Below are 18,548 nucleotides of genomic sequence, written 5' to 3' on the forward strand. Positions count from 1 at the left end.
TTCGTCGCCAAGCCCTTCACCCAATACACGGAGTCCGACTTCGCATCGAAGATCGCGACCAACGTCGCGGGCTTCTTCCACATCACCCAGGCCGCCGTCGAAGTGATGGAACGCAATCGCTCCGGTCACGTGGTGAGCATCACGACGAGTCTGGTCGACCATGCCAACGTCAACGTGCCCTCGGTGCTCGCGTCGCTGACCAAGGGCGGCCTGAATGCGGCGACCCGGTCGCTGGCCATCGAATATGCCGCGCGCGGCCTGCGTTTCAACGCCGTGGCGCCGGGCGTCATCAAGACGCCGATGCATGCCCCCGAGACCCATGCCACGCTGGCGTCGCTGCATCCGGTGGGCCGCATGGGCGAGATCGGCGACATCGTCGACGCCGTGCTCTACCTGGAGTCCGCATCCTTCGTGACGGGCGAGATCCTGCACGTCGACGGCGGACAAAGCGCGGGGCACTGAAGCACCGAGCATGGGGTGTCCCCCGGCCGTCGGTGGGGTCGTCCGTGCCCCGGCCGCGGCCTGCCATTGGCGATTGCGGCATCTAAGCCTAGACTGCGAAACCTCCGATAGCGCCGATCGTCCTCCGAATGGGGGACGACGGCGCCATCCGAAAGCCGCAGCATGCAGTCTCTGGCCTCAAGGATTTCATTGCCGCGCCACCGCACGGTGGTGCTGGTAACCGACCTCGTGGAATCGGTGCGCCTGATGCAGGCGGACGAGATCGGCGTCATCCAGCGCTGGCAAGCCTTCCTGACCGACGTGACGAAGACGATCCTGCCTGCCAGTCATGGTCGGCTGGTCAAGAGCCTGGGCGACGGACTGATGGTCGAATTCAGCAATTCAGCAGAGGCGGCGGCGGCGGCCATGGCGATGCACCAATGGATGGAGCGCTGCTGCCAACCGCTCGCGTCCGGCGATCGGCTCTTGCTGAGGGCCGGCTTCCATTCGACCGACGTTTATGCGGATGCAGTGGACATCTACGGCAGCGGCGTGAATCTCGCCGCTCGCGTGGCCACCCTGGCGGGCCCCGGCGAGACGATTGCCACCGCCGCGGCGCGCGACGGCTTGGCCGACGGCGTCGACGCGCGCATCACGGACATGGGGCACTGCTTCCTGAAGCACATGGCCGAGCCGGTGCATGTCTACCGGATCGGAGAGATGGGGATGACCCCGGTCCTCTATCCCGAACGCGACTACAGCACAGGCTTGCGGCCCACCGTTGCGGTCATTCCCTTCAGCATGCGCAGTAACGAGCCCGTCCACCTGGCGATCGGCGACCTGATCGCCGACGGCGCCATCGCCGGGCTGTCGCGAAGCCATGAGGTCTCGGTGATCGCCAGACTGTCCTCCGCGGCGCTGCGCGATCGACCGCAGGATCCGGGAAACCTGCGCTCCGTGCTCGGCGCCGACTATGTTCTTTCAGGCAGCTACGTCGTCAGCGGTGACCACCTGATCGTGATGGCGCAGACCACGGACGTCGCGCGAAACCGGATCGTCTGGAGCGAGCGGCTTGCGGGGCCTGTATCCGACCTTCTGCAGCCGATCAGCAGCATCATTTCCGAGATGACCTCGGCCTTCCTCTTGACAGTCGTTGCCAAGGAGGCCGAGCGGGCGGCCTCGCAGCCGCTGCCAACCCTCGAAAGCTACACGCTGCTGCTGGGAGGCATCAACCTGATGCATCAGTCCTCGCGCCAGGCCTTCGACCGCAGCCGGGTTGCGTTGGATTCCGTATTGGAGCGACATCAGCGCGCCTCCCTGCCCTGGGCCTGGCTGGCCAAGTGGCATGTCATGCGAGTCCTGCGCGGCATCAGCGAGAACCCGCGCCGGGACGGGGACATGGCCCTGGAACGCTCGACACGGGCGCTCGCGCTGCAGCCCGACTCGGCACTGTGCATGGCTGTCGAAGCATTCGTCTACACGCATCTGTTCGGCGACCTCGCCCGGGCGACCGACCTGGTGGAGCGCGCCGAGCAAGTCGACGCGAACGAGCCCTACGGCTGGCTCTTTCATAGCGTTCTCTCGACCTTCCAGGGGAAGAGCGCCGAAAGCGTGGCGCAGGCGCTTCGCGCTCAAAGTCTTTCCCCCAGAGACCCGATGCGTTATTTCTTCGACACCATCCTCGCCGCGGCCTACCTGGCCAACGACGAGCACGATGCGGCGATTCAGTGGGGGCTGGAATCGCAGCGGCTTAATTCCTCCCATTCGCCAACATTGCGAGTGCTGATGACCGCCTATTTCGAACTGGGACGCCTTGAGGAAGCCAGGGCCTACTTTGACCGGCTCACGCGAGAAGAGCCGGGACTCACGCTCGCGAAGTACATGGCGTCGCCCAACCGCGAGCGGCAGATTCGAGTCAGGGGCGCCGAAGCCCTGAAGGCCTTCGGGCTACGGCGCGAGTGAAGCAAGACCAAGAACTGGAGGTACTCGTGGCCAACATACTGCTCAATTCGCTCCCGATCCGCTTCGTTCTCACGGGCGGCGGCTTTGGAGGCGGGTTTGGAGGTGGGTTCGGGGGAGGATTCGGAGGTGGATTCGGCGAAGGTGCCCAGCCAAGCGCAACCATCGCGTACGCGGTCAATACGTGCATGGAGGCCATCTCCGACGCCGGCAGGTCAACCTGCTACGGCTATCAGCGGCTGCCCATCGAGGCTCAGGAGATCAATCCGCCCATCCACCTCCGAACGGCCGACGAGGTCAAGCTCGCTCGCTGGAACCTGGCCGTCAAGCCTTATCTCCTGCTGCAGGAGCTCCTGAGCCTCGTGAGGATCACGGGAGACCCCGTGAATGCACCCGAACGCTGCTGTATCAGCATCGACGACCAGCAGGCTTTCGAGCTGCACGCCCCGCCGAAGGGGCGCGCCGAGAAGGAGATCGCCTTCGTGGTGGACTGCATCCAGGAGCGCGAAGACCGGGCGGCCGAGATCCTGGTGCAGGCCAACAACACGCTGCCCTTCTGGGCCTCCATCTTGCCCATCAATCCCGACCGCACCCCCGCCACACTGTTCCTCCTCTCGATCGCGACGCAGTTCGCCATGTACGTCGAGATGCGGGTGAAGCACGAGCTGGGCGGGTGGCGGCCTTCCGACTTGTCACCGCACGTCCAGCCCATGATCGAAACGCCGGGTCATGCAACCTATCCGATGGGCCATTGCTGCGAGTCGGTCGTCGTGGCTTCGGTGCTCAAGAAACTGATCCGCAGAAGACACGGAGGTTCGAGCGGCTGGCACGACCTGCTCGCCCTGCTGGATCGCCTGGCCATGCGGATCTCGCAGAATCGCATCGTTGCCGGACTGCATTTTCCGGTCGACCTGATGGGCGGCTGGGCGCTTGGAATCTGGGTTTCGGATTTCCTCACGGCCTGTTCGCAAGCGGGCCCCGATCGCTACAAGAAGGCCCATCGCGTGTTCCATCCTCCTGCCGATGCTGCGGCAAAGGATCTCATCAGGCTCATCGAGGACGGCATCACTTCCAGCGGCGACACGCTTTACATCAACCTGACGGACCGCACGCGCCTTTTCGCGCTTCTCTGGAAACAGGCTCGCGGCGAATGGGATTGGCTCGACGCGGTTCCCCCCGCTCCTCCTGTCGACACTCAAGAGGCGCAAGCATGACGTGGGCGCCGGCCACACTCCCTCCCTGGATGCAGCCGATCCAGGACACGGCCGACCCCTACCTGCTGATCGCCGGCGCAAGCGCCTTCGCGGACCACGGAGGGGATCAAGATCCAGGGAAGCTCTTCGGCGTTCTCATTCGATGGCAGGAGGCGGACGGGCCGATTGCCTGCACCGCGCTCAATGCCATCGTCCGCGCCCCGAATCGCCTGTGCAAGGCCCACCTCGATTCCGGTATGCGCTTCGCCACGGCCGATGTGAGCTTGGCCACCCTGGAAAGACTCCTGGCGAGCACCCGGCCGGGCTTTCATGTCGAACTGGCCGAATCGCTCCGCGCGGTACGCGTGGCGAATCGGACCACGACGCCGCCCGCGGATGATGCGGCACCACTCGAAGCAGCCGGGAATCTCCTCCTTGGCATCATCGACCATGGCTGCCCGTTCGCGCATCAAGAGCTGCGCGCATCGCCGTCGATGACCCGCATGCATGCCCTGTGGGATCAGGACCCGCATCCCGACTTCCTGCGGGCTGGTGCCGCCCGGCCGCGCGGCTTCGGATATGGAAGCGAGCTGACCAACATCGCGCTGAATGCGTATATGGCCTCTTCCGGCACCCCCTTGAACGAGGACAGATGCTATGCGCTCGCGGGCTATGAACCCATGCGCCTGCGCACCTGCCACGGCGCGCACGTGCTCGGGCTCATGGCAGGGGCCAGCCCATCGCGCAGCCTCGTCTACGGCCGCCGGGAATCCGGGGCAACGGATCGGGCCGGCGCCGCGCCCGTCGTCTTCGTCCAGTTGCCGCGCAATGTGCTGCAGGCCCCCTATGGCCCCTCGGTCGAGCGCGCCCTCGTCGACGGCGTCCAGTACGTTCTAGGCCACGCGCGAACTGACATGCGTGTCGTCATCACCATCGACTATGGCCAGTATCTGGGTCCGCACGACGGGAGTTCCTGGGTCGAGCTCGCCCTGCGCGAGCAGGTGGGCGCTGCCAGGAAGCGGGGCATCGATTTGCACCTCGTGTTCCCGACCGGCAATGGGCGCGAAGACCGGACACACCTCGACATCCTTCCGCTTGCGGCTGAGGAGTCGGCCGAACTGGCCTGGCACGTGCCGCTCGACAACGGCGTGCCGACGCATGCCGAGTTGTGGTTTCGCGTGCCCTTGGCACACCTGAGGACGGAGATATGGGCCCCGGACGCGCCGGACCAACGGTTGGAGATCACCCGCCCCGGCGTCTGGGTCTGGCCCCATGCGCATTCGCCTGCCTGTGTGGCGGTGGCGCAAGACCTTCCGCGAGACCGAGGCTCGCGCGTGTTGCTGCGTGTCGCTCCGACCGCCAGCCGCGGCGCACGCCAGCCGGCGGCGCCGGCCGGAAGATGGGGCATCCGCCTCACGGCCACGCGCCACCATGCGAGCCTTCCCAAGGCCGACGTATACGCCGCCTTCGGACATCCCAATCCGGGCATGCCGAAACGCTCGAATCAACCCTTCCTGATTCCCATCCGGCGCACCTGCATTCGCGGCGACGAGATGCTGATCGGGACCGGCTGTGGGAGCGGCAACTGGCTGGTGGGCGGCTATGTCCGGCGGACCGGCCAGCCCGCCGCGTACGCCGCGCGCGGACCTTCGCGAGGAGGTCTGCGCGGCGCCTTCAACGCCGACGCGCTGGCCATTTCGGAAGAAAGCGCGGCGCTCCCAGGCGTCGTGGGAATCGCGAATCGCAGCGGCGGCTACTACCGACTGTCCGGCACCAGCGTCGCGACGCCGCAAGCGGCGCGTGAGCTTGCGCAATGCGGGCGCCTTCATCCGCGCATTCAGTCCGGCACGAATTCTCCACCCGAGCCGCGGTATTCGCCCGGACCGATCGGCGGCGAGCCACCGGACATCGACCGCTTTCTCGACTATTACTGGTCACCCTGAGACCGGACGGAGACATCTGCATGCGACCCCACCCAAGGGCCGGCCGCATCGGTCACGGCCGCCGCTCCCGACCACGCCGCCTGCACTTCCGCGGCAACTTCAGCAGCACGTCGTTCATAGCGCGGCGAGTAGTGGAACGACACGACCGCCCGGGCGCCGACCTCACGCGCGATCTCGCCCGCCTGGCGGGCGGTCAGGTGGTTCTTCCGCAGCGCGTGAGCGCGATCGACGTCGAGGAACACGCTCTCGATGAACAACTGGTCCACACCGGCAAGAAGAGGCGCCAGCGTGTGCAGGTTCGCTTCGGTGAATCGCATGTCCGTCACATAGCCGATGCGCTGGCCGTCGCCGACATCGAGGATGACCTGCCTCAGCTCGCCGACGCTGCGCGTCATCTCGTGCTCGCCCAGCCGGTCGCGCCATTGCACGTGGATCGGCGTCTGCGCCGGCGCCGAAGACAGGACAGCGAGCCTCAGTTCGCGCAGCCACGAACCGGTACCCACCCCGAGCGCGGCGAGCCGGTCCTTCGCGACCCTGACGCGCGCCTTCTCCTCGACCACGAAGGCGAGGCAGGGCATCTCGTGGTCGACGAAGCGGCCGCGGACGCGAAACAGCGCCTCTTCGTGCAGCACGTCGCCGGCGCATCGGAACTGCGCACAAGGCTCGCGCGCGAAGCCCGTGCGGCTGGAGAAGCGCGCCCGCTCCCCGCGGCCATCCTCGCCGATCTCGCGCACGTCCAGGACCAATTCGACCGTGTAGCGCTGCACCACATTCCAGGTGTAGGCCCGCAGCTTGTGTTCGACCTGGGCGACGAACCCAGGGCCGCCGAACAGCGCAAGCGTCTTCTTGCGCCCGAGCACCACGCGCAGCAGCTGATCGAAGCCGGCGAAATGGTCCATGTGCGTGTGACTGACGAACACATGCGACAGGCGCAGCAGCTTGCGCGGGGGCAGGACGGTGATGTCGCCGAGATCGAACAGCAAGGCCCTGCGCTCGTCGCGGAGGTCGACGTACAGGCCGGGATCGCCGAAGGGGTCGTTGACGAGGCGGGGCTCGAACAAATGGCGCATGGGGGTTGCCGTCCTCGACGCATTGTCCGCGCAAGGGGATTGCCGCGTCGACCCCGCCGCGCGCCACAATGTGCGGCTGGGCCTTCAGCGAAGGAGATCGATCATGCGGGTTGGCGTACCGAAGGAAATCAAGAACAACGAGTACCGCGTCGGACTGACGCCATCGAGCGTCCACGAGTTGCGGGCGCACGGGCATGAGGTGCTGGTGCAGTCCGGCGCGGGCGCCGAGATCGGTCTCGACGATGCGCAGTATCGGCAGGCCGGCGCGGCACTGGCTTCGAGCGCCGAAGAAGTCTTCGCCTGGGCCGAGATGATCGTCAAGGTCAAGGAGCCGCAGCCCGCGGAATGCCTGCTGCTGCGCGAGGGCCAGATCCTCTACACCTACCTCCACCTGGCGCCCGATCCCGTCCAGACGGCGGCCCTGGTGAAATCCGGTGCCGTCTGCATCGCCTACGAAACCATCACCGGACCCGGCGGCGGTCTGCCCTTGCTCGCGCCCATGAGCGAGGTGGCCGGTCGCATGGCGATCCAGGCCGGGGCCGCCCACCTCGAGAAGTCCAAGGGTGGGCTGGGGCTCCTGCTCGGCGGCGTGCCCGGCGTGCCGCCCGCCCATGTCGTGATCCTGGGCGCGGGCGTGGTCGGAACGAACGCCGTGCAGATGGCCATCGGCCTCGGGGCGAGGGTCACGATCCTCGACCGCAACATCGACCGGCTCCGGCACCTCGACCTGGTCTTCGGCAACCGTGTGGAGACCGCCTACTCGACCGCGCATGTGGTGGAGGCGCGCGTCGCCGGCGCGGACCTGGTCATCGGCGGCGTGCTGATTCCGGGCGCCGCCGCGCCCAAGCTGGTCACGCGGCGGATGGTGGCCGGCATGAAGAAGGGCGCGGTCGTCGTGGATGTCGCCATCGACCAGGGCGGGTGCTTCGAGACCTCGCATGCGACGACACATTCCGAACCCACCTTCGTCGTCGACGGCGTCATCCACTACTGCGTCGCCAACATGCCCGGCGCGGTCCCGCGCACGTCCACCTTCGCGCTGAACAATGCGACCATCGGCCACGCCCTGGCGATCGCCGACAAGGGCTGGAAGCAGGCCGCCACCGACGACCCGCACCTGCGCGACGGGCTCAACGTGGCGCAGGGCCACGTGACGCACGAAGCGGTCGCGCGCAGCCTCGGTTGCCCCTACGTGGACGCCTCCCGCCTGCTCGCCTGACAACCCCGCATCGAAGGCTCGGCCCCCCGAAGGACCCGCGAAGCCTTCAGCACCCCTGGAACCGGGGCTCACGCTTCTCGAAGAACGCCATCAGGCCTTCCTCGGCATCCTCCGTCTCGGCGCAGGCATTGAAGGCGGCGGCCTCGCGCGCCAGGGCAGCGCGAAGGCTGCCGTCCATGCCGCGATGAATCGATTGCTTGCACAAGCTGATCGCGACGGGCGGCCCCTCGGCGATCCGCCCGGCCAGTTCGAGGCTCGCACTCGTCAACTCGTCCGGCGCCACCACCCGGCTCACCACGCCCAGGCGGAGCGCTTCGTCGGCATCGATGGCGTCGCCGGTGAATGCGAGCTCGCAGGCCTTGGCCAAGCCCACCACGCGAGGAAGCAGGCAGGTGCCCCCGGTGTCGGGCGGCAGCCCGCGCCTGATATTGGCCTGTGAGAAGCAAGCGGTCGTGGAAGCGATCCGGATGTCCGCCGCCAGCGCGAGGTTCATGCCGGCGCCGACCGCGGCGCCATGGACAGCCGCGATCACGGGCTTGCGCGCCTCGTGGACCGCCAGCAGCGCGGCGTCGGGCGCCGGCTGCGTCTTCTCCATGAAAGTGAAGCTGCGGCCGCGGGCGGCCCGGGCCTCGGCGATTTCCTGCAGGTCGCCGCCCGCGCAAAAGACCGGGCCCGCGCCCGTGATCACCACCGCGCGCACCTTCCTGTCGGCTTCCGCGCGATACATCGCTTCCTCTATCTCCTGCGCGAGCTTGCGGCCGATCGCATTCAGCCGCGCCGGGCGGTTGAAGGTGATGACGGCGACATGGCCCAGGCGCTCATAGATCAGGTCTTCGAAAGGCTCGCTGCTCATTGACTCATCCTCAGGGGTTGCGGCACGCCGCGACCCGGCCGCCCGCGGTTCTCGCAATGTTGGGGAGAGCAGACGGACACGAATGTCGGCAAGAAGGCCGCCTCGCCATCGGATTGCGCCCTACAGACGACGGCGAACTCAGGCGTCTGGAGGCCGCCAGCCCTTGATCGCGGTCAAGGCCGCGCGCCCGAAGGCGCACAGAATCGCCTGGAACGCTCCCTCTTCACGAATCCGGAGGTGACTCATGGACGACGAGATCAGGCGAAAGGTCCTCGCGCTGCTGGATCAGCATCGGATCATGACCGTGGCCACGCTGCGCCCGGATGGCTGGCCGCAGGCCACCACCGTCGGCTATGTGAACGAAGGCCTGACCCTGTACTTTCTCTGCGGGCTGGACAGCCAGAAGGCCAGGAACCTGGCGCGAGACGACCGGCTCTCGCTGACGATCGATCACGACACCGCCGACCTGATGGCGATCACAGGCCTGTCGATGGCCGGACATGCGCATGCGGTGGATGACCGGGCCGAGGCGGAAAAAGTCCTGCGCATGCTGCCGCTCAAATACCCCGAGGCCGCGCCCCTGCCGATGAAGATGCCGGGCCCGGACGAGGTCCGCCTGTTCCGCATCACGCCCACGGTCATTTCCGTCCTGGATTACGCCAAGGGTTTCGGGCATACGGACCTCGTCACCTGCTGATGGCATCGACCCGCGCGCGCTGATTCCGGGCGCGGTGCCTGCGCGGCTGCGGCCGCACGCCACTGCGCCGATAATCGCCCCCGTCTCATTCCAGAGCGGAAACGCATGCCATCCGTCGAAGTCTCCGTGCTGATGCCCACGTATCGCGGCGAGGCCAGCATCCAGAGCGCGATCGAGAGCGCGTTGGCGTTGCCCTCGGCCGAAGTCATCGTTGCGCCGGATGACGGATCGACGGCCTACCGGAGCCTGGAACAGCGCTACCCGGGGCGGGTACGGGTGCTGGCCGCGTCGAACCGTTCGGGACCCGGCGCCTGCAGAAACCGGGCCTTCCTGGCGAGTTCGGGCGCCTTCGTGACCATGCTCGACAGCGACGACACGTACGCAAGCGGCGCCCTCGCCGAGGCCCACGCCCTTGCCCTTGCCAACGCGAAGGGCGTGGCCTTCATCCGTACCGTCTATGTGTCGGCCCGGTGCCGCAAGGTGTGCCGCGAGTTGCAGCTGTCGGGGCTCATCGACCTTCCGGCATTCGTGGATTTTCATGGCTCCGTCCACGCCTTGTACGCTCGCGCCATGTGGCGGCCCTATGCGGACGATGTCATCTCCGAAGACGTCCTGCACGATGCCGGCATGCTGGTTGCCTGCGGCGACAGCGCCCCGCTGACGCAAGCGGCGTACCTGCTCACGATCCGCCATGACAGCCTGTCCGCCAGCACGGACCAGGCGGTCTTCAATGCCGTCTACCAACACGTCTCCCGCAGCGCCGAACACCCCTCGATCCGAAGGCTGTACCGGGAGAAGCATCGCATGGGATGCCTGTTCCTGGAGAGCCAGGCCACCGACCCGTCGCTCTCCTTTCACGAATTCGTCGAGCGCCGCCGAATCCGCAACGCGGGCTGAGCGGCGCCCGGTTCAGTCGCCGAGCTTCTCCATGTACAGCTGGTAGAGCGGAAAGCGCATCAGCTTGAGCTTGTGGTAATTGATGTTCACGAAAGCATCGATCGCCGGCTTGGGGCACTTCAGCGGATCCTTGCCCACAGGCAATTCGTCCATCCACAGGTAGTCATCGAAGCCCAGCGTGCCGCCCACCCTGAGCAGCTTGAACGCAAGCACCGCATCGCACAGGACATCGGGCGCCTGGTGGGAGCCGTCGATGTAGATGAAATCGAAATAGCCCTGCTTGCCCTCGGCCAGCAGGCGGGACAGCGCCAGATGGGAATACGCCTTGTGCACGACCAGATCCACGGCGTTCGCGGCATGGGCCACGGCGATCCGGGTGTTGGCCATGAAGCGCTTCTCCACCGCGGACATGTCGGCCGCCGCATCTCCATCCGCCTGGTGCTCGATGCCGCCACTCCAGGTGTCCACGCAGTGCAGCTCGATCGGGCGCTGCGCCGCCAGGGCATCGATGAGGAAGCAGGTCCCGGCACCTTCGAACGCGCCGACCTCCAGAATCCTGGCCGGCTTGAGGGTCGGCAGCAGCTCTTCCCAGTTCTTCCGGGCAGAGAGGGGAAACCAGTGCGTGGTGAATTGATAGGGGTTCATGCGCCACGGATTGTCAGCCAGAAAGCCGATCAACCCATGGTCCCGAGCCCATGACGCCGGCCTCGCCCGACTCGCCGGGACGACGCCGTTCGCGCGCCGTCGTTTCGCGGGCGCTATGCGGCGGGCATCTCGAGGCCCATCGACTTCAGGGCGTTGCGCTTGCGCACCTGCGACATGAAGGCCACCAGCTGCCAGACCATGAACGCGGCGATGAAGGCCAGCAAGGTCCCGCTGATGGGCCGCGTCACGAAGGTGGTGAAGCTGCCGCGGCTCAGCAGCAGCGTGCGGCGGAAATTCTCCTCCAGCATCGGCCCGAGGATGAACCCGAGCATCAGCGGCGCGGCATCGAGCTCCAGCCGCATGAACATGTAGCCGATGAAGCCGAAGGTCGCCGTGATGAAGAGATCCTCCAGGCTGTTGTTCACGCTGTAGGTGCCGATGCAGCAGAAGAACAGGATCGACGGGAACAGCACGCTGTAGGGGATCTTGAACACCGACAGCCAGTAGCGCACCAGCGGCACGTTCAGGACGATGAGGAAGCAGTTGCCCACCCACATGCTGGCCACCAGGCCCCAGAACAGGTCCGGGTGGTTGGCGATCATGTTCGGCCCGGGCTGGATGCCCTTGATGACGAAGGCGGCCAGCATCAGCGCCATCACCGCGTTCTCGGGGATGCCGATGCTCATGAGCGGAATGAAGCTGGTGCGCGCCGCCGCTTCGTCGGCGGCGGCCTGGCCGGCCACGCCTTCGATGGCGCCCGAGCCGATCTCGTGCTTGTACTTGCTGACCTTCTTGTCGAGCGCATAGGCCGCGAACTGGGCGATGGTGGGACCGCCGCCGGGCAGGATGCCGAGGAAGGAGCCGATCGCGCCGCCGCGCAGCGCGCTGGGGATGATGCGCTTGAACTCCGCCCAGGTCGGGATCAGGTTGATCTTGCCGTTGAAGGGCGAGCGCTCTTCGCGGGCATCGAGGTTCTTCGTGATCTCGGCGATACCGAAGCAGCCGAGCGCGATGCTCACGATGCCCACGCCGTCCGAGAGGAAGGGCAGGTCCATGGTGAAGCGCTGCGTGCCGCTGTTGACGTCGGTCCCGATCTGGCCGAGCAGGACGCCGATCATGCACATGGCCAGGCCATTGAGCAGGCTGCCGGTGGTTACGAAGCTCACGCACACGAAGCCGACCAGCATCATGGAACAGTAGTCCGCCGGACCGAAGAGGAAGGCCACTTCGCCCAGCGTGGGGGCCAGGAAGGTGAGCACCACGATGGCGATGGTGCCGCCGATGAAGCTGGAGACGCCGGCCGTGAAGAGCGCCAGGCCGGTCTTGCCCTTGAGCGTCATCTGGTAGCCGTCGATGCAGGCCACGATGCTGCTGGCGTGCGGGATCTTCATCGTGATGGCGCTCACGCTGTCCCCGTATTGGGCGCCATAGTAGATGCCGGCCAGCATGATGAGCGCGCCGGTGGTGGGGATGGAGTAGGTCAGGGGCAGCAGCAGGCTGATGGTGGCCAGCGGCCCCAGGCCGGGCAGCAGGCCGACCAGCGTGCCCACGACGCAGCCGATGGCGCAGTACAGGAGGTTCGCGGCCGTCAGGGCGAAGGAAAAGCCGTAGGCCAGGTTGTGCAGAGCTTCCATGGGATTTCTTCGCTCAGAACAGCGGCAGGTTGAGGCCGAGCAGTTTTTGAAGGGCCACGGCCATTGCGACCAGGCCGGCGGAGATCTTGACGTTGCGCACCCACGAATAGGAGGTGCCGGCCAAGGTGGAGCAGAACACCATGAAGATGATGCCCACGATCATGTTCAGGTAGATGGAGATCACCGCGAAGCCGCAGAGGCTGGCGATGATGATGGCGATGTTCTTGAAGTGCAGATCCAGGTGCACGCGTTCGACGAAGAAGGACCGGATCACGGTCGCGACGCCGATCAGCAGCAGCAGCGAGCTCATGAGGGCGGGGAACAGGCCCGGCCCGGCGCGGCTGAAGTCCCCGATCGGGTAACGCAGCGACTGCAGGCCGAAGGCCAGCGAGATCGCCATCAGGAAGAGGCCTCTGACTAGATTTCTGTTCATACGGACAACACGAGTTGGCAATGACGCGCCCGTTGATTCGGGCGTCCTCCCGCAACCGATTGCGGGGCCGGTCGATGGTGTTGTTTCGTCGCTGATCGGAATCTGACAAGGCGGTGAGGGCTATTACGTACCGGGAATCTAGGGGAAATCCCGAGCCCCCGGCAGGCGTCTCCGGCAACGCGATCTCCGTCCCACGATCCTCGCGTCGCGCGTCCCCTCACTGCCTCTCCCCTGGCTATACTGAGCCTCCCTTCGCGAGGAGCCCGCCACCATGACTCATCATGATTCGCTGCAAGGATGGATGCGCGCGTGGCGACGCGGCTGTCTGGCCTTGGCCCTTGGCGTCATCGCCATCGGCGCGGCGGCGCAATCGCCGATACGCAAGATCGATGTGACGTACGACGGCGAGACCTACGTCGTGAAGGCCCAGATGTTCGCCCCGGTCGCACCGGACATTGCCTGGGCCGTGCTCACCGATTTCCCGAACATGGCGGGATGGGTGCCGAATGTCCGTGAGAGCCGCATCGTGAAGCCGGGCGACAAGCAGATCACCATCGAGCAGAGCGGCTCGGCGAAGTTCGGCAAGCTCAGCATTCCGTACACGAGCCAGCGCGAGATCGTGATGGATCCGCAGACGACCATCCTGTCCAAGCAGATCAAGGGCAGCATGCGGCGGCAGCAGTCGCTGATGACCCTGAGCGCGGACGGTGACGGCACTCGAATGCAGTATCAGCTCGAGCTCGTGCCCAACGTGTTCGTCGGATCCGTGATCTCGGAGGATCTCCTCAAGCACGAGATCGAGGACGACTTCACCGCCATCGTCGGGGAAATGGTCAAGCGCAAGAAGTAGGCGCCAGGGCGCGCCGTGGCAAGGAAGGCGCTCAGCGAAGGAACGCGCGGACGCCGAGCACCAGGACCGCGGCGGCCAGTGCCACCAGGGCCGTGACCCACATGGCGGGAGCGCGCGGGCGCGGACCCGCGCCGATGAGGGCTCTCAAGCGTCTGACTCTCCTGGACATGCGTGGCATGTTCCGCACGCTGCACGCGCAGGCTTAACCGCTGCTGACCTCCTTGCCGGCCAGGCGGCCGCGAGTCGGGGTCTGCGTCTCGACCCCTTCAATAGAGAAGATGGCTTTGGCGTCGGACCAGGAATGCGGACAAGGCGGCCTGCCAGCCCGATTCGACTGTCGCCGTGTCGACGCCCTCGCTCAGCGCCCGAACCGTCGACTCCGAACCGATGATGGCGCGGGTCTTGTGGAGATCGAATTCGCGCGGCCACAAGCGATGCAGCGTTCGCACCAGCAGCGCACCGAGCAGCGGTGCGTCCAGCGAATTTCGATCGAGCACGCTGATGCGGACCCCGTGGCATCGCTGCCCCCGATAGGGGCCGTCCCGCGGCGTGACGTCGGCGGGCGCGAAGCGCAAGCCCGTCGGCGCGGCCTCGTTCAATGCATCAGCCAGCATGTCGCCCGACATCCACGGCGCGCCCACCCATTCGAAGGGCAGATCGGTGCCTCGACCCACGCTGACATTGCTGCCTTCGACCCACGCAACGCCCGGATAGAGCGTCGCCTCGGCCGGTGTCCTCAGGTTGGGCGAAGGCGGGACCCAGTCCAGCCCCGTCTGGTCGAACCACATGTCGCGCCGATAGCCTTGCATCGCGACGACCTGGAGATCCAGACCGAGCCCGCGGCGCGCCAGAAGGTCGTCACGGAACCAGAGCGCCAGCTCGCCGATCGTCATGCCGTGCTGCACCGGCAGACCTTCCGGCCCCGTGAACGAAGCTCGTCCCGGATCGAGCACCGGACCCGCGACCCGATCGGCGCGGATCGGGTCGGGCCGGTCCAGCACGACGAAGCGCAGGCCTTGTTCGGCCGCGGCTTCCATGGCGCGGGCCATCGTCGAGGCGTACGTGAAGAAGCGCGCGCCGACGTCCTGTGCATCGAAGACGAGCGTGTCGATGTCCCTCAGGCTCGCGGCATCGGGGCGCGTGGCGGCGCCATAGAGGCTCACGAGCGGCAACCCGCTGAAGGGTTCGGTGCCCGAGGGGACCGCGCCCTCCAGGTCGCCGTAAAGGCCGTGCTCCGGACTGAACACCTTCACCAGCACAACGCCGGGCGCCCAGCGCAGCCGGTCCAGGGTGCGCCAGCCCCGCGCGTCGATGGCGGCGAGATGCGTGATCAGTCCGACGCGGCGGCCGACCAGGGGCTCGTAGCGCTGGGCGCGCAGCACGTCGATGCCGGTGGACACACGCGGCGCGGCCAGGGGGCTCTCGCGTGCGGGCGCGTCCAGCGGTGGCGAGAGGCTCGACAACAAGGCCAGCACCTGGCGCCGCAGAGGTTGCGCATTGCCGCGTCCATCGGGATGCACGCGATTGCTCAGCAACACAACGAAGCGCCCCTGGACCTGGTCGATCCACAGTCCCGTGCCCGTGTAGCCGGTATGCGCCAGCAGGCCGGCCGGTTCGAGATCGTCGCGGTTGGCGACCAAGGGCGCCTGCACCTGCCAGCCGAGGCCGCGCACATCGTCGGGATCGCTCGGGTCGGCCGCCATCCGCTGCGCTTGCAGCAGGGCGCCGATCGAGCTGCGCCTGAGCACGCGCTCGCCACGCAGGAGCGCCTGCGCAAAGCGTGCCAGGTCGTCGGCCGTGCCGAACAGTCCGGCATGGCCCGCCACTCCGCCCATGCGTCTGGCGGTGGGGTCGTGCACGGTGCCGCGCAGGAAGGCGCCATCCACTCTTTCGGTCGGGGCGATGCGCGAACCCAGCTTCGAATCCGGCAGGAAGCCGGTTTCCCGCATTCCCGCGGGATCGAGCACGTGGCGACGCGCATACACCTGCAGCGGCAGGCCCGTGACGCGGCGCACGAGTTCGCCCAGCGCGATGAAGTTGATGTCGCTGTAGAGCGTGCGGGTTCCGGGGGCGATCACCGGCGTCTCGCTCTCGACGCGCCGCATGGCGCCCGCATACCCGCTCCAAGCCTCGCGCAGGTCCAGGTCGGCGCGCAGGCCCGAACTGTGCGTCAGCAACTGCCGCACCGTGATGTCCTGCTTGCCGTGCGCCGCAAAGGCGGGCCAATAGCCGGCAACGGGGCTGTCGAGCCGCACCCGCCCGCGCTCGACCAGCTGCATCAGCGCGGTGGTCGTGACGATCACCTTGGTCAGCGATGCCAGGTCGAACACGGTGTCCGCCGTCATCGGCTCCGGGCTCGGGTCGAGCGCGCGCCAGCCCCAGGCGCGACGCAGCCAGATGTGCCTGGCATCGCCGAAGACGAGCACGGCGCCCGGCAACTGGCGGGCGGCGATCTGCGCCCGCACCGCGGCGTCGAGCGGCGCCCAGTCCTGATGGTCCAGCTCGCCGGCGGCGACGGTGAAGGAGATCGCGCCCAGCAGGATCGCCGCCATCCAGGCGCGCAGCGCGTCCAGGCTCATGGCGAAGCGCCCTGCCCGTCCGGCTCCAGGCCGCCGTCGCTGTAGCGGTTGCCGGGATTCCACAGCATCCAGCCATCGGTGCCCACGGAATCCGCGGCGTCGATCTGCGCCCGGATCTCGCGCTCGCCGAAGGCACGACGGTCGAAGGCATAGTCGCGGAACGCCTGCAGCCAGGGGCGGAAGCGAACCCCCGGCAGACCGGTCCGCGTGATCGCGCGCTGCAGGCTGCGCTGCACGATGTCGTAGGGCACGGCCATCGGATCGCGCTGACCGGGGATGCCGAAGGTGAACCCCGAGGGATACAGCATCGGCGAAAGATAGTCCACGCGCCCGACGATGGCCTCGAGCTGCTGGCCGATGTGCGTGTCGTCGCTGTTCCAGGTGACGTAGCCGAAGATGTCCGCGGCGATGAAGACGTTGTAGCGCGCCAGCCGGCGCTGTGCCGCCTCGAGGAATGCGTCGATCGCGCCGATTCGCCGGTCCTCGGTATCGGGCTGCGCGAAAGTCAGCCCGGCGGCATCGGGAAAGCGCAGGTAGTCGAACTGGATCTCGTCGAAACCGAATGCCGCCGCTTCCTCGGCCAGCGCGAGACTGCGCTCCCAGGCTTCGCGGCGAAACGGGTCGATCCAGGCCAGCCCCTCGCGGTCCTTCCACACCTCGCCTCGCGCATCGTGCACCGCCCAGTCAGGATGGGCCGTCGCATACGGCTCGTCCTTGAAGGTCACGATGCGGGCGATCAGGTACAGCCCCCGCTCGTGCAGGCTGCGCACCACGGCCGGCATATCCTGGACGGTCACCAAGGTCTGCGCCAGGCCTGCCGCCGCGATCGCGGCGCTGCGATAGGGCACCAGGCCGCGGTCGCCCTTGACATCGATGACCAATGCGTTGAGCTCGGTCTGGTCGATCAAGCGCAACGCGTCGCCGCGCAGCCTGGCATTGCCGATTCCGTAGACCGACAGGTACAGGGCCTTGGGCCGCAGCGGCGCCAGCGCGAGCACGAGCGGCGAAGACGTCGAGACGGCACCCCGGTACCTCGCATAGCCGACGGCGCGGGCCGTGACCGGCGCGCCATTGGCGGCCGCCTCGACCTCGAAGCGGCCGAGGCTGTCGCAGCGAACGACTTCATCGCCGATGACGACGGTGGCGAGCGGAACCGGCCGGCCCGACACCGCATCGCGGACCACGCCTTCGAGGGCCGACGCCTGCGACCCCAGGGCGCACAGCGCGAGCGCGAGCATGGCGCTTGCGATGCGCCTCACGATGGCGCCCCATTGCCGAAGGCGGCCTCGAGCCGGTCCGCGAGCAGGCGCGCGTCCACGCTGTCGACGATCAGGTGGCGGGGAACCGCATACAGCGGGTCGCTCGCCGATGCCGACCGGTTGCCGAGCGAAAACGCCGCGCGGTAGCCCGCCTGCGCGGCCTGGGCCTGCAGGCCCTCGTCGCTCAGGCCGAAGGGCCACGCCAGCAGGCTGACCGGTCGCGCCAGGCGTTGCTCGATGACGTCGCGCGAGCGAGTCAGCTGGTCGGCCGCGAAGCGATGGAAGGCATCGGGTGGCATGCGGTCTTGCTCGCGCAGCAGGTTCGGGTGCCAGAAGGTGTGCGACTGCACCGAGACGAGCGGATCGGCCGCGAGTTCTCGAAGCTGCGGCCAGGTCAGCGCGTAGCTGGCGTTGGAGATCGCGGAAGGGTAGACGAACAGCGTGACCGGCCACCCGCGCTCGCGCAACAGCGGCGCCATCACTTCGAACTGCGACCGGTGACCGTCGTCGGCCGTGAGGACCACCGCGCGCGGCGGCAGCGTGGCGCGACCGCCTTCGGACGAAGCGAGTCGCCACGCGACCCATCGGGACAGCGGGATCACCTGGCAAGACAGGCTCTCCAGCACCCGCAGCTGCGACCGGAAATTCTCGCTCCGAAGCGTCATGCCATCGAGCGCGGTCGGCGCGAAGCGGTGATACACGAGGATGGGGACCTGCTGTGCATTCGCCGTGGAAAGGGCGGCGGTCCGCCCGAAGACGGGCGCGCACAGCAGGCCGCATGCGAGCGCGCGGCGCGTGCGGTCGACACCGGCGCCCCTCGGCGCTGCCATGCCTGGCCTTCTTGCCTGAATCGTCATCGATGCAAGCATGGCGCCA

The 18,548-nt window shown here is 67.3% G+C and carries 16 protein-coding genes; 8 read left to right on the forward strand and 8 right to left on the reverse strand.

What is annotated here, in order from left to right; genetic code table 11:
• The 4 genes from AC1DNF_RS30900 to AC1DNF_RS30915 all read left to right on the forward strand — a co-directional run.
• Positions 1-462, forward strand: a 462-nt coding sequence (locus AC1DNF_RS30900; RefSeq protein WP_478152481.1) for an SDR family NAD(P)-dependent oxidoreductase, incomplete at its 5' end; no start/stop codon positions are given.
• A 162-nt stretch (positions 463-624) separates the two neighbouring features.
• A complete protein-coding gene (locus tag AC1DNF_RS30905) occupies positions 625-2,403 on the forward strand; it encodes an adenylate/guanylate cyclase domain-containing protein (RefSeq protein WP_478152482.1) in 1,779 nt (592 codons plus the stop codon).
• A gap of 185 nt (positions 2,404-2,588) precedes the next feature.
• Positions 2,589-3,614, forward strand: coding sequence for a phosphatase PAP2 family protein (locus AC1DNF_RS30910; protein ID WP_478152483.1), 1,026 nt, complete (start codon positions 2,589-2,591; stop codon positions 3,612-3,614).
• Positions 3,611-5,536, forward strand: a complete 1,926-nt coding sequence (locus AC1DNF_RS30915; RefSeq protein ID WP_478152484.1) for a S8/S53 family peptidase — start codon at positions 3,611-3,613, stop codon at positions 5,534-5,536. The genes AC1DNF_RS30910 and AC1DNF_RS30915 overlap by 4 nt, the downstream gene beginning before the upstream one ends.
• Here AC1DNF_RS30915 and AC1DNF_RS30920 read toward each other — a convergent pair.
• On the reverse strand, positions 5,521-6,606 hold the full coding sequence (locus AC1DNF_RS30920; protein ID WP_478152485.1) for a ribonuclease Z: 1,086 nt from the start codon (positions 6,604-6,606) through the stop codon (positions 5,521-5,523). The two genes, AC1DNF_RS30915 and AC1DNF_RS30920, sit on opposite strands and share 16 nt — an antisense overlap.
• Positions 6,607-6,709: 103 nt before the next feature.
• Here AC1DNF_RS30920 and ald point away from each other — a divergent pair, with 103 nt between their 5' ends.
• Complete coding sequence (gene ald, locus AC1DNF_RS30925) at positions 6,710-7,825, forward strand: alanine dehydrogenase (RefSeq protein WP_478152486.1); 1,116 nt, start codon at positions 6,710-6,712, stop codon at positions 7,823-7,825.
• Positions 7,826-7,871: 46 nt separating this feature from the next.
• On the opposite strand, the gene AC1DNF_RS30930 is transcribed toward ald, so the two are convergent.
• On the reverse strand, positions 7,872-8,678 hold the full coding sequence (locus AC1DNF_RS30930; protein ID WP_478152487.1) for an enoyl-CoA hydratase/isomerase family protein: 807 nt from the start codon (positions 8,676-8,678) through the stop codon (positions 7,872-7,874).
• Between the two features lie 244 nt (positions 8,679-8,922).
• On the opposite strand from AC1DNF_RS30930, the gene AC1DNF_RS30935 reads away from it, so the two are divergent.
• The gene (locus AC1DNF_RS30935) at positions 8,923-9,375 is read left to right on the forward strand and encodes a pyridoxamine 5'-phosphate oxidase family protein (protein WP_478152488.1); all 453 of its coding nucleotides are present in this window, start codon (positions 8,923-8,925) and stop codon (positions 9,373-9,375) included.
• A gap of 105 nt (positions 9,376-9,480) precedes the next feature.
• On the forward strand, positions 9,481-10,272 hold the full coding sequence (locus AC1DNF_RS30940; RefSeq protein ID WP_478152489.1) for a glycosyltransferase family 2 protein: 792 nt from the start codon (positions 9,481-9,483) through the stop codon (positions 10,270-10,272).
• Positions 10,273-10,284: 12 nt separating this feature from the next.
• On the opposite strand, the gene AC1DNF_RS30945 is transcribed toward AC1DNF_RS30940, so the two are convergent.
• From AC1DNF_RS30945 to AC1DNF_RS30955, 3 genes are all read right to left on the reverse strand, one after another.
• Complete coding sequence (locus AC1DNF_RS30945) at positions 10,285-10,917, reverse strand: class I SAM-dependent methyltransferase (RefSeq protein ID WP_478152490.1); 633 nt, start codon at positions 10,915-10,917, stop codon at positions 10,285-10,287.
• Positions 10,918-11,030: 113 nt separating this feature from the next.
• Positions 11,031-12,551, reverse strand: coding sequence for a tripartite tricarboxylate transporter permease (locus AC1DNF_RS30950; RefSeq protein WP_478152491.1), 1,521 nt, complete (start codon positions 12,549-12,551; stop codon positions 11,031-11,033).
• A gap of 13 nt (positions 12,552-12,564) precedes the next feature.
• Positions 12,565-12,984, reverse strand: coding sequence for a tripartite tricarboxylate transporter TctB family protein (locus tag AC1DNF_RS30955; protein ID WP_478152492.1), 420 nt, complete (start codon positions 12,982-12,984; stop codon positions 12,565-12,567).
• Between the two features lie 271 nt (positions 12,985-13,255).
• Here AC1DNF_RS30955 and AC1DNF_RS30960 point away from each other — a divergent pair, with 271 nt between their 5' ends.
• Positions 13,256-13,834 carry an SRPBCC family protein gene (locus tag AC1DNF_RS30960; RefSeq protein ID WP_478152493.1) on the forward strand — a complete coding sequence of 193 codons (579 nt, stop codon included), beginning with the start codon at positions 13,256-13,258 and terminating at the stop codon, positions 13,832-13,834.
• 266 nt (positions 13,835-14,100) lie between these two features.
• Here AC1DNF_RS30960 and AC1DNF_RS30965 read toward each other — a convergent pair whose 3' ends face one another.
• From AC1DNF_RS30965 to AC1DNF_RS30975, 3 genes are read right to left on the reverse strand one after another with little or no spacing between them, the layout of a single operon-like run.
• Positions 14,101-16,413 (reverse strand): serine hydrolase, encoded by a 2,313-nt coding sequence (locus AC1DNF_RS30965; protein WP_478152494.1) that lies wholly within the window; start codon positions 16,411-16,413, stop codon positions 14,101-14,103.
• On the reverse strand, positions 16,410-17,672 hold the full coding sequence (locus AC1DNF_RS30970) for a putative glycoside hydrolase (protein ID WP_478152495.1): 1,263 nt from the start codon (positions 17,670-17,672) through the stop codon (positions 16,410-16,412). The genes AC1DNF_RS30965 and AC1DNF_RS30970 overlap by 4 nt, the downstream gene beginning before the upstream one ends.
• Positions 17,669-18,502 carry a polysaccharide deacetylase family protein gene (locus AC1DNF_RS30975; RefSeq protein ID WP_478152496.1) on the reverse strand — a complete coding sequence of 278 codons (834 nt, stop codon included), beginning with the start codon at positions 18,500-18,502 and terminating at the stop codon, positions 17,669-17,671. The genes AC1DNF_RS30970 and AC1DNF_RS30975 overlap by 4 nt, the downstream gene beginning before the upstream one ends.
• Positions 18,503-18,548: the final 46 nt, after the last annotated feature.

The organism is Variovorax sp. 01T432 (genome assembly GCF_056398605.1).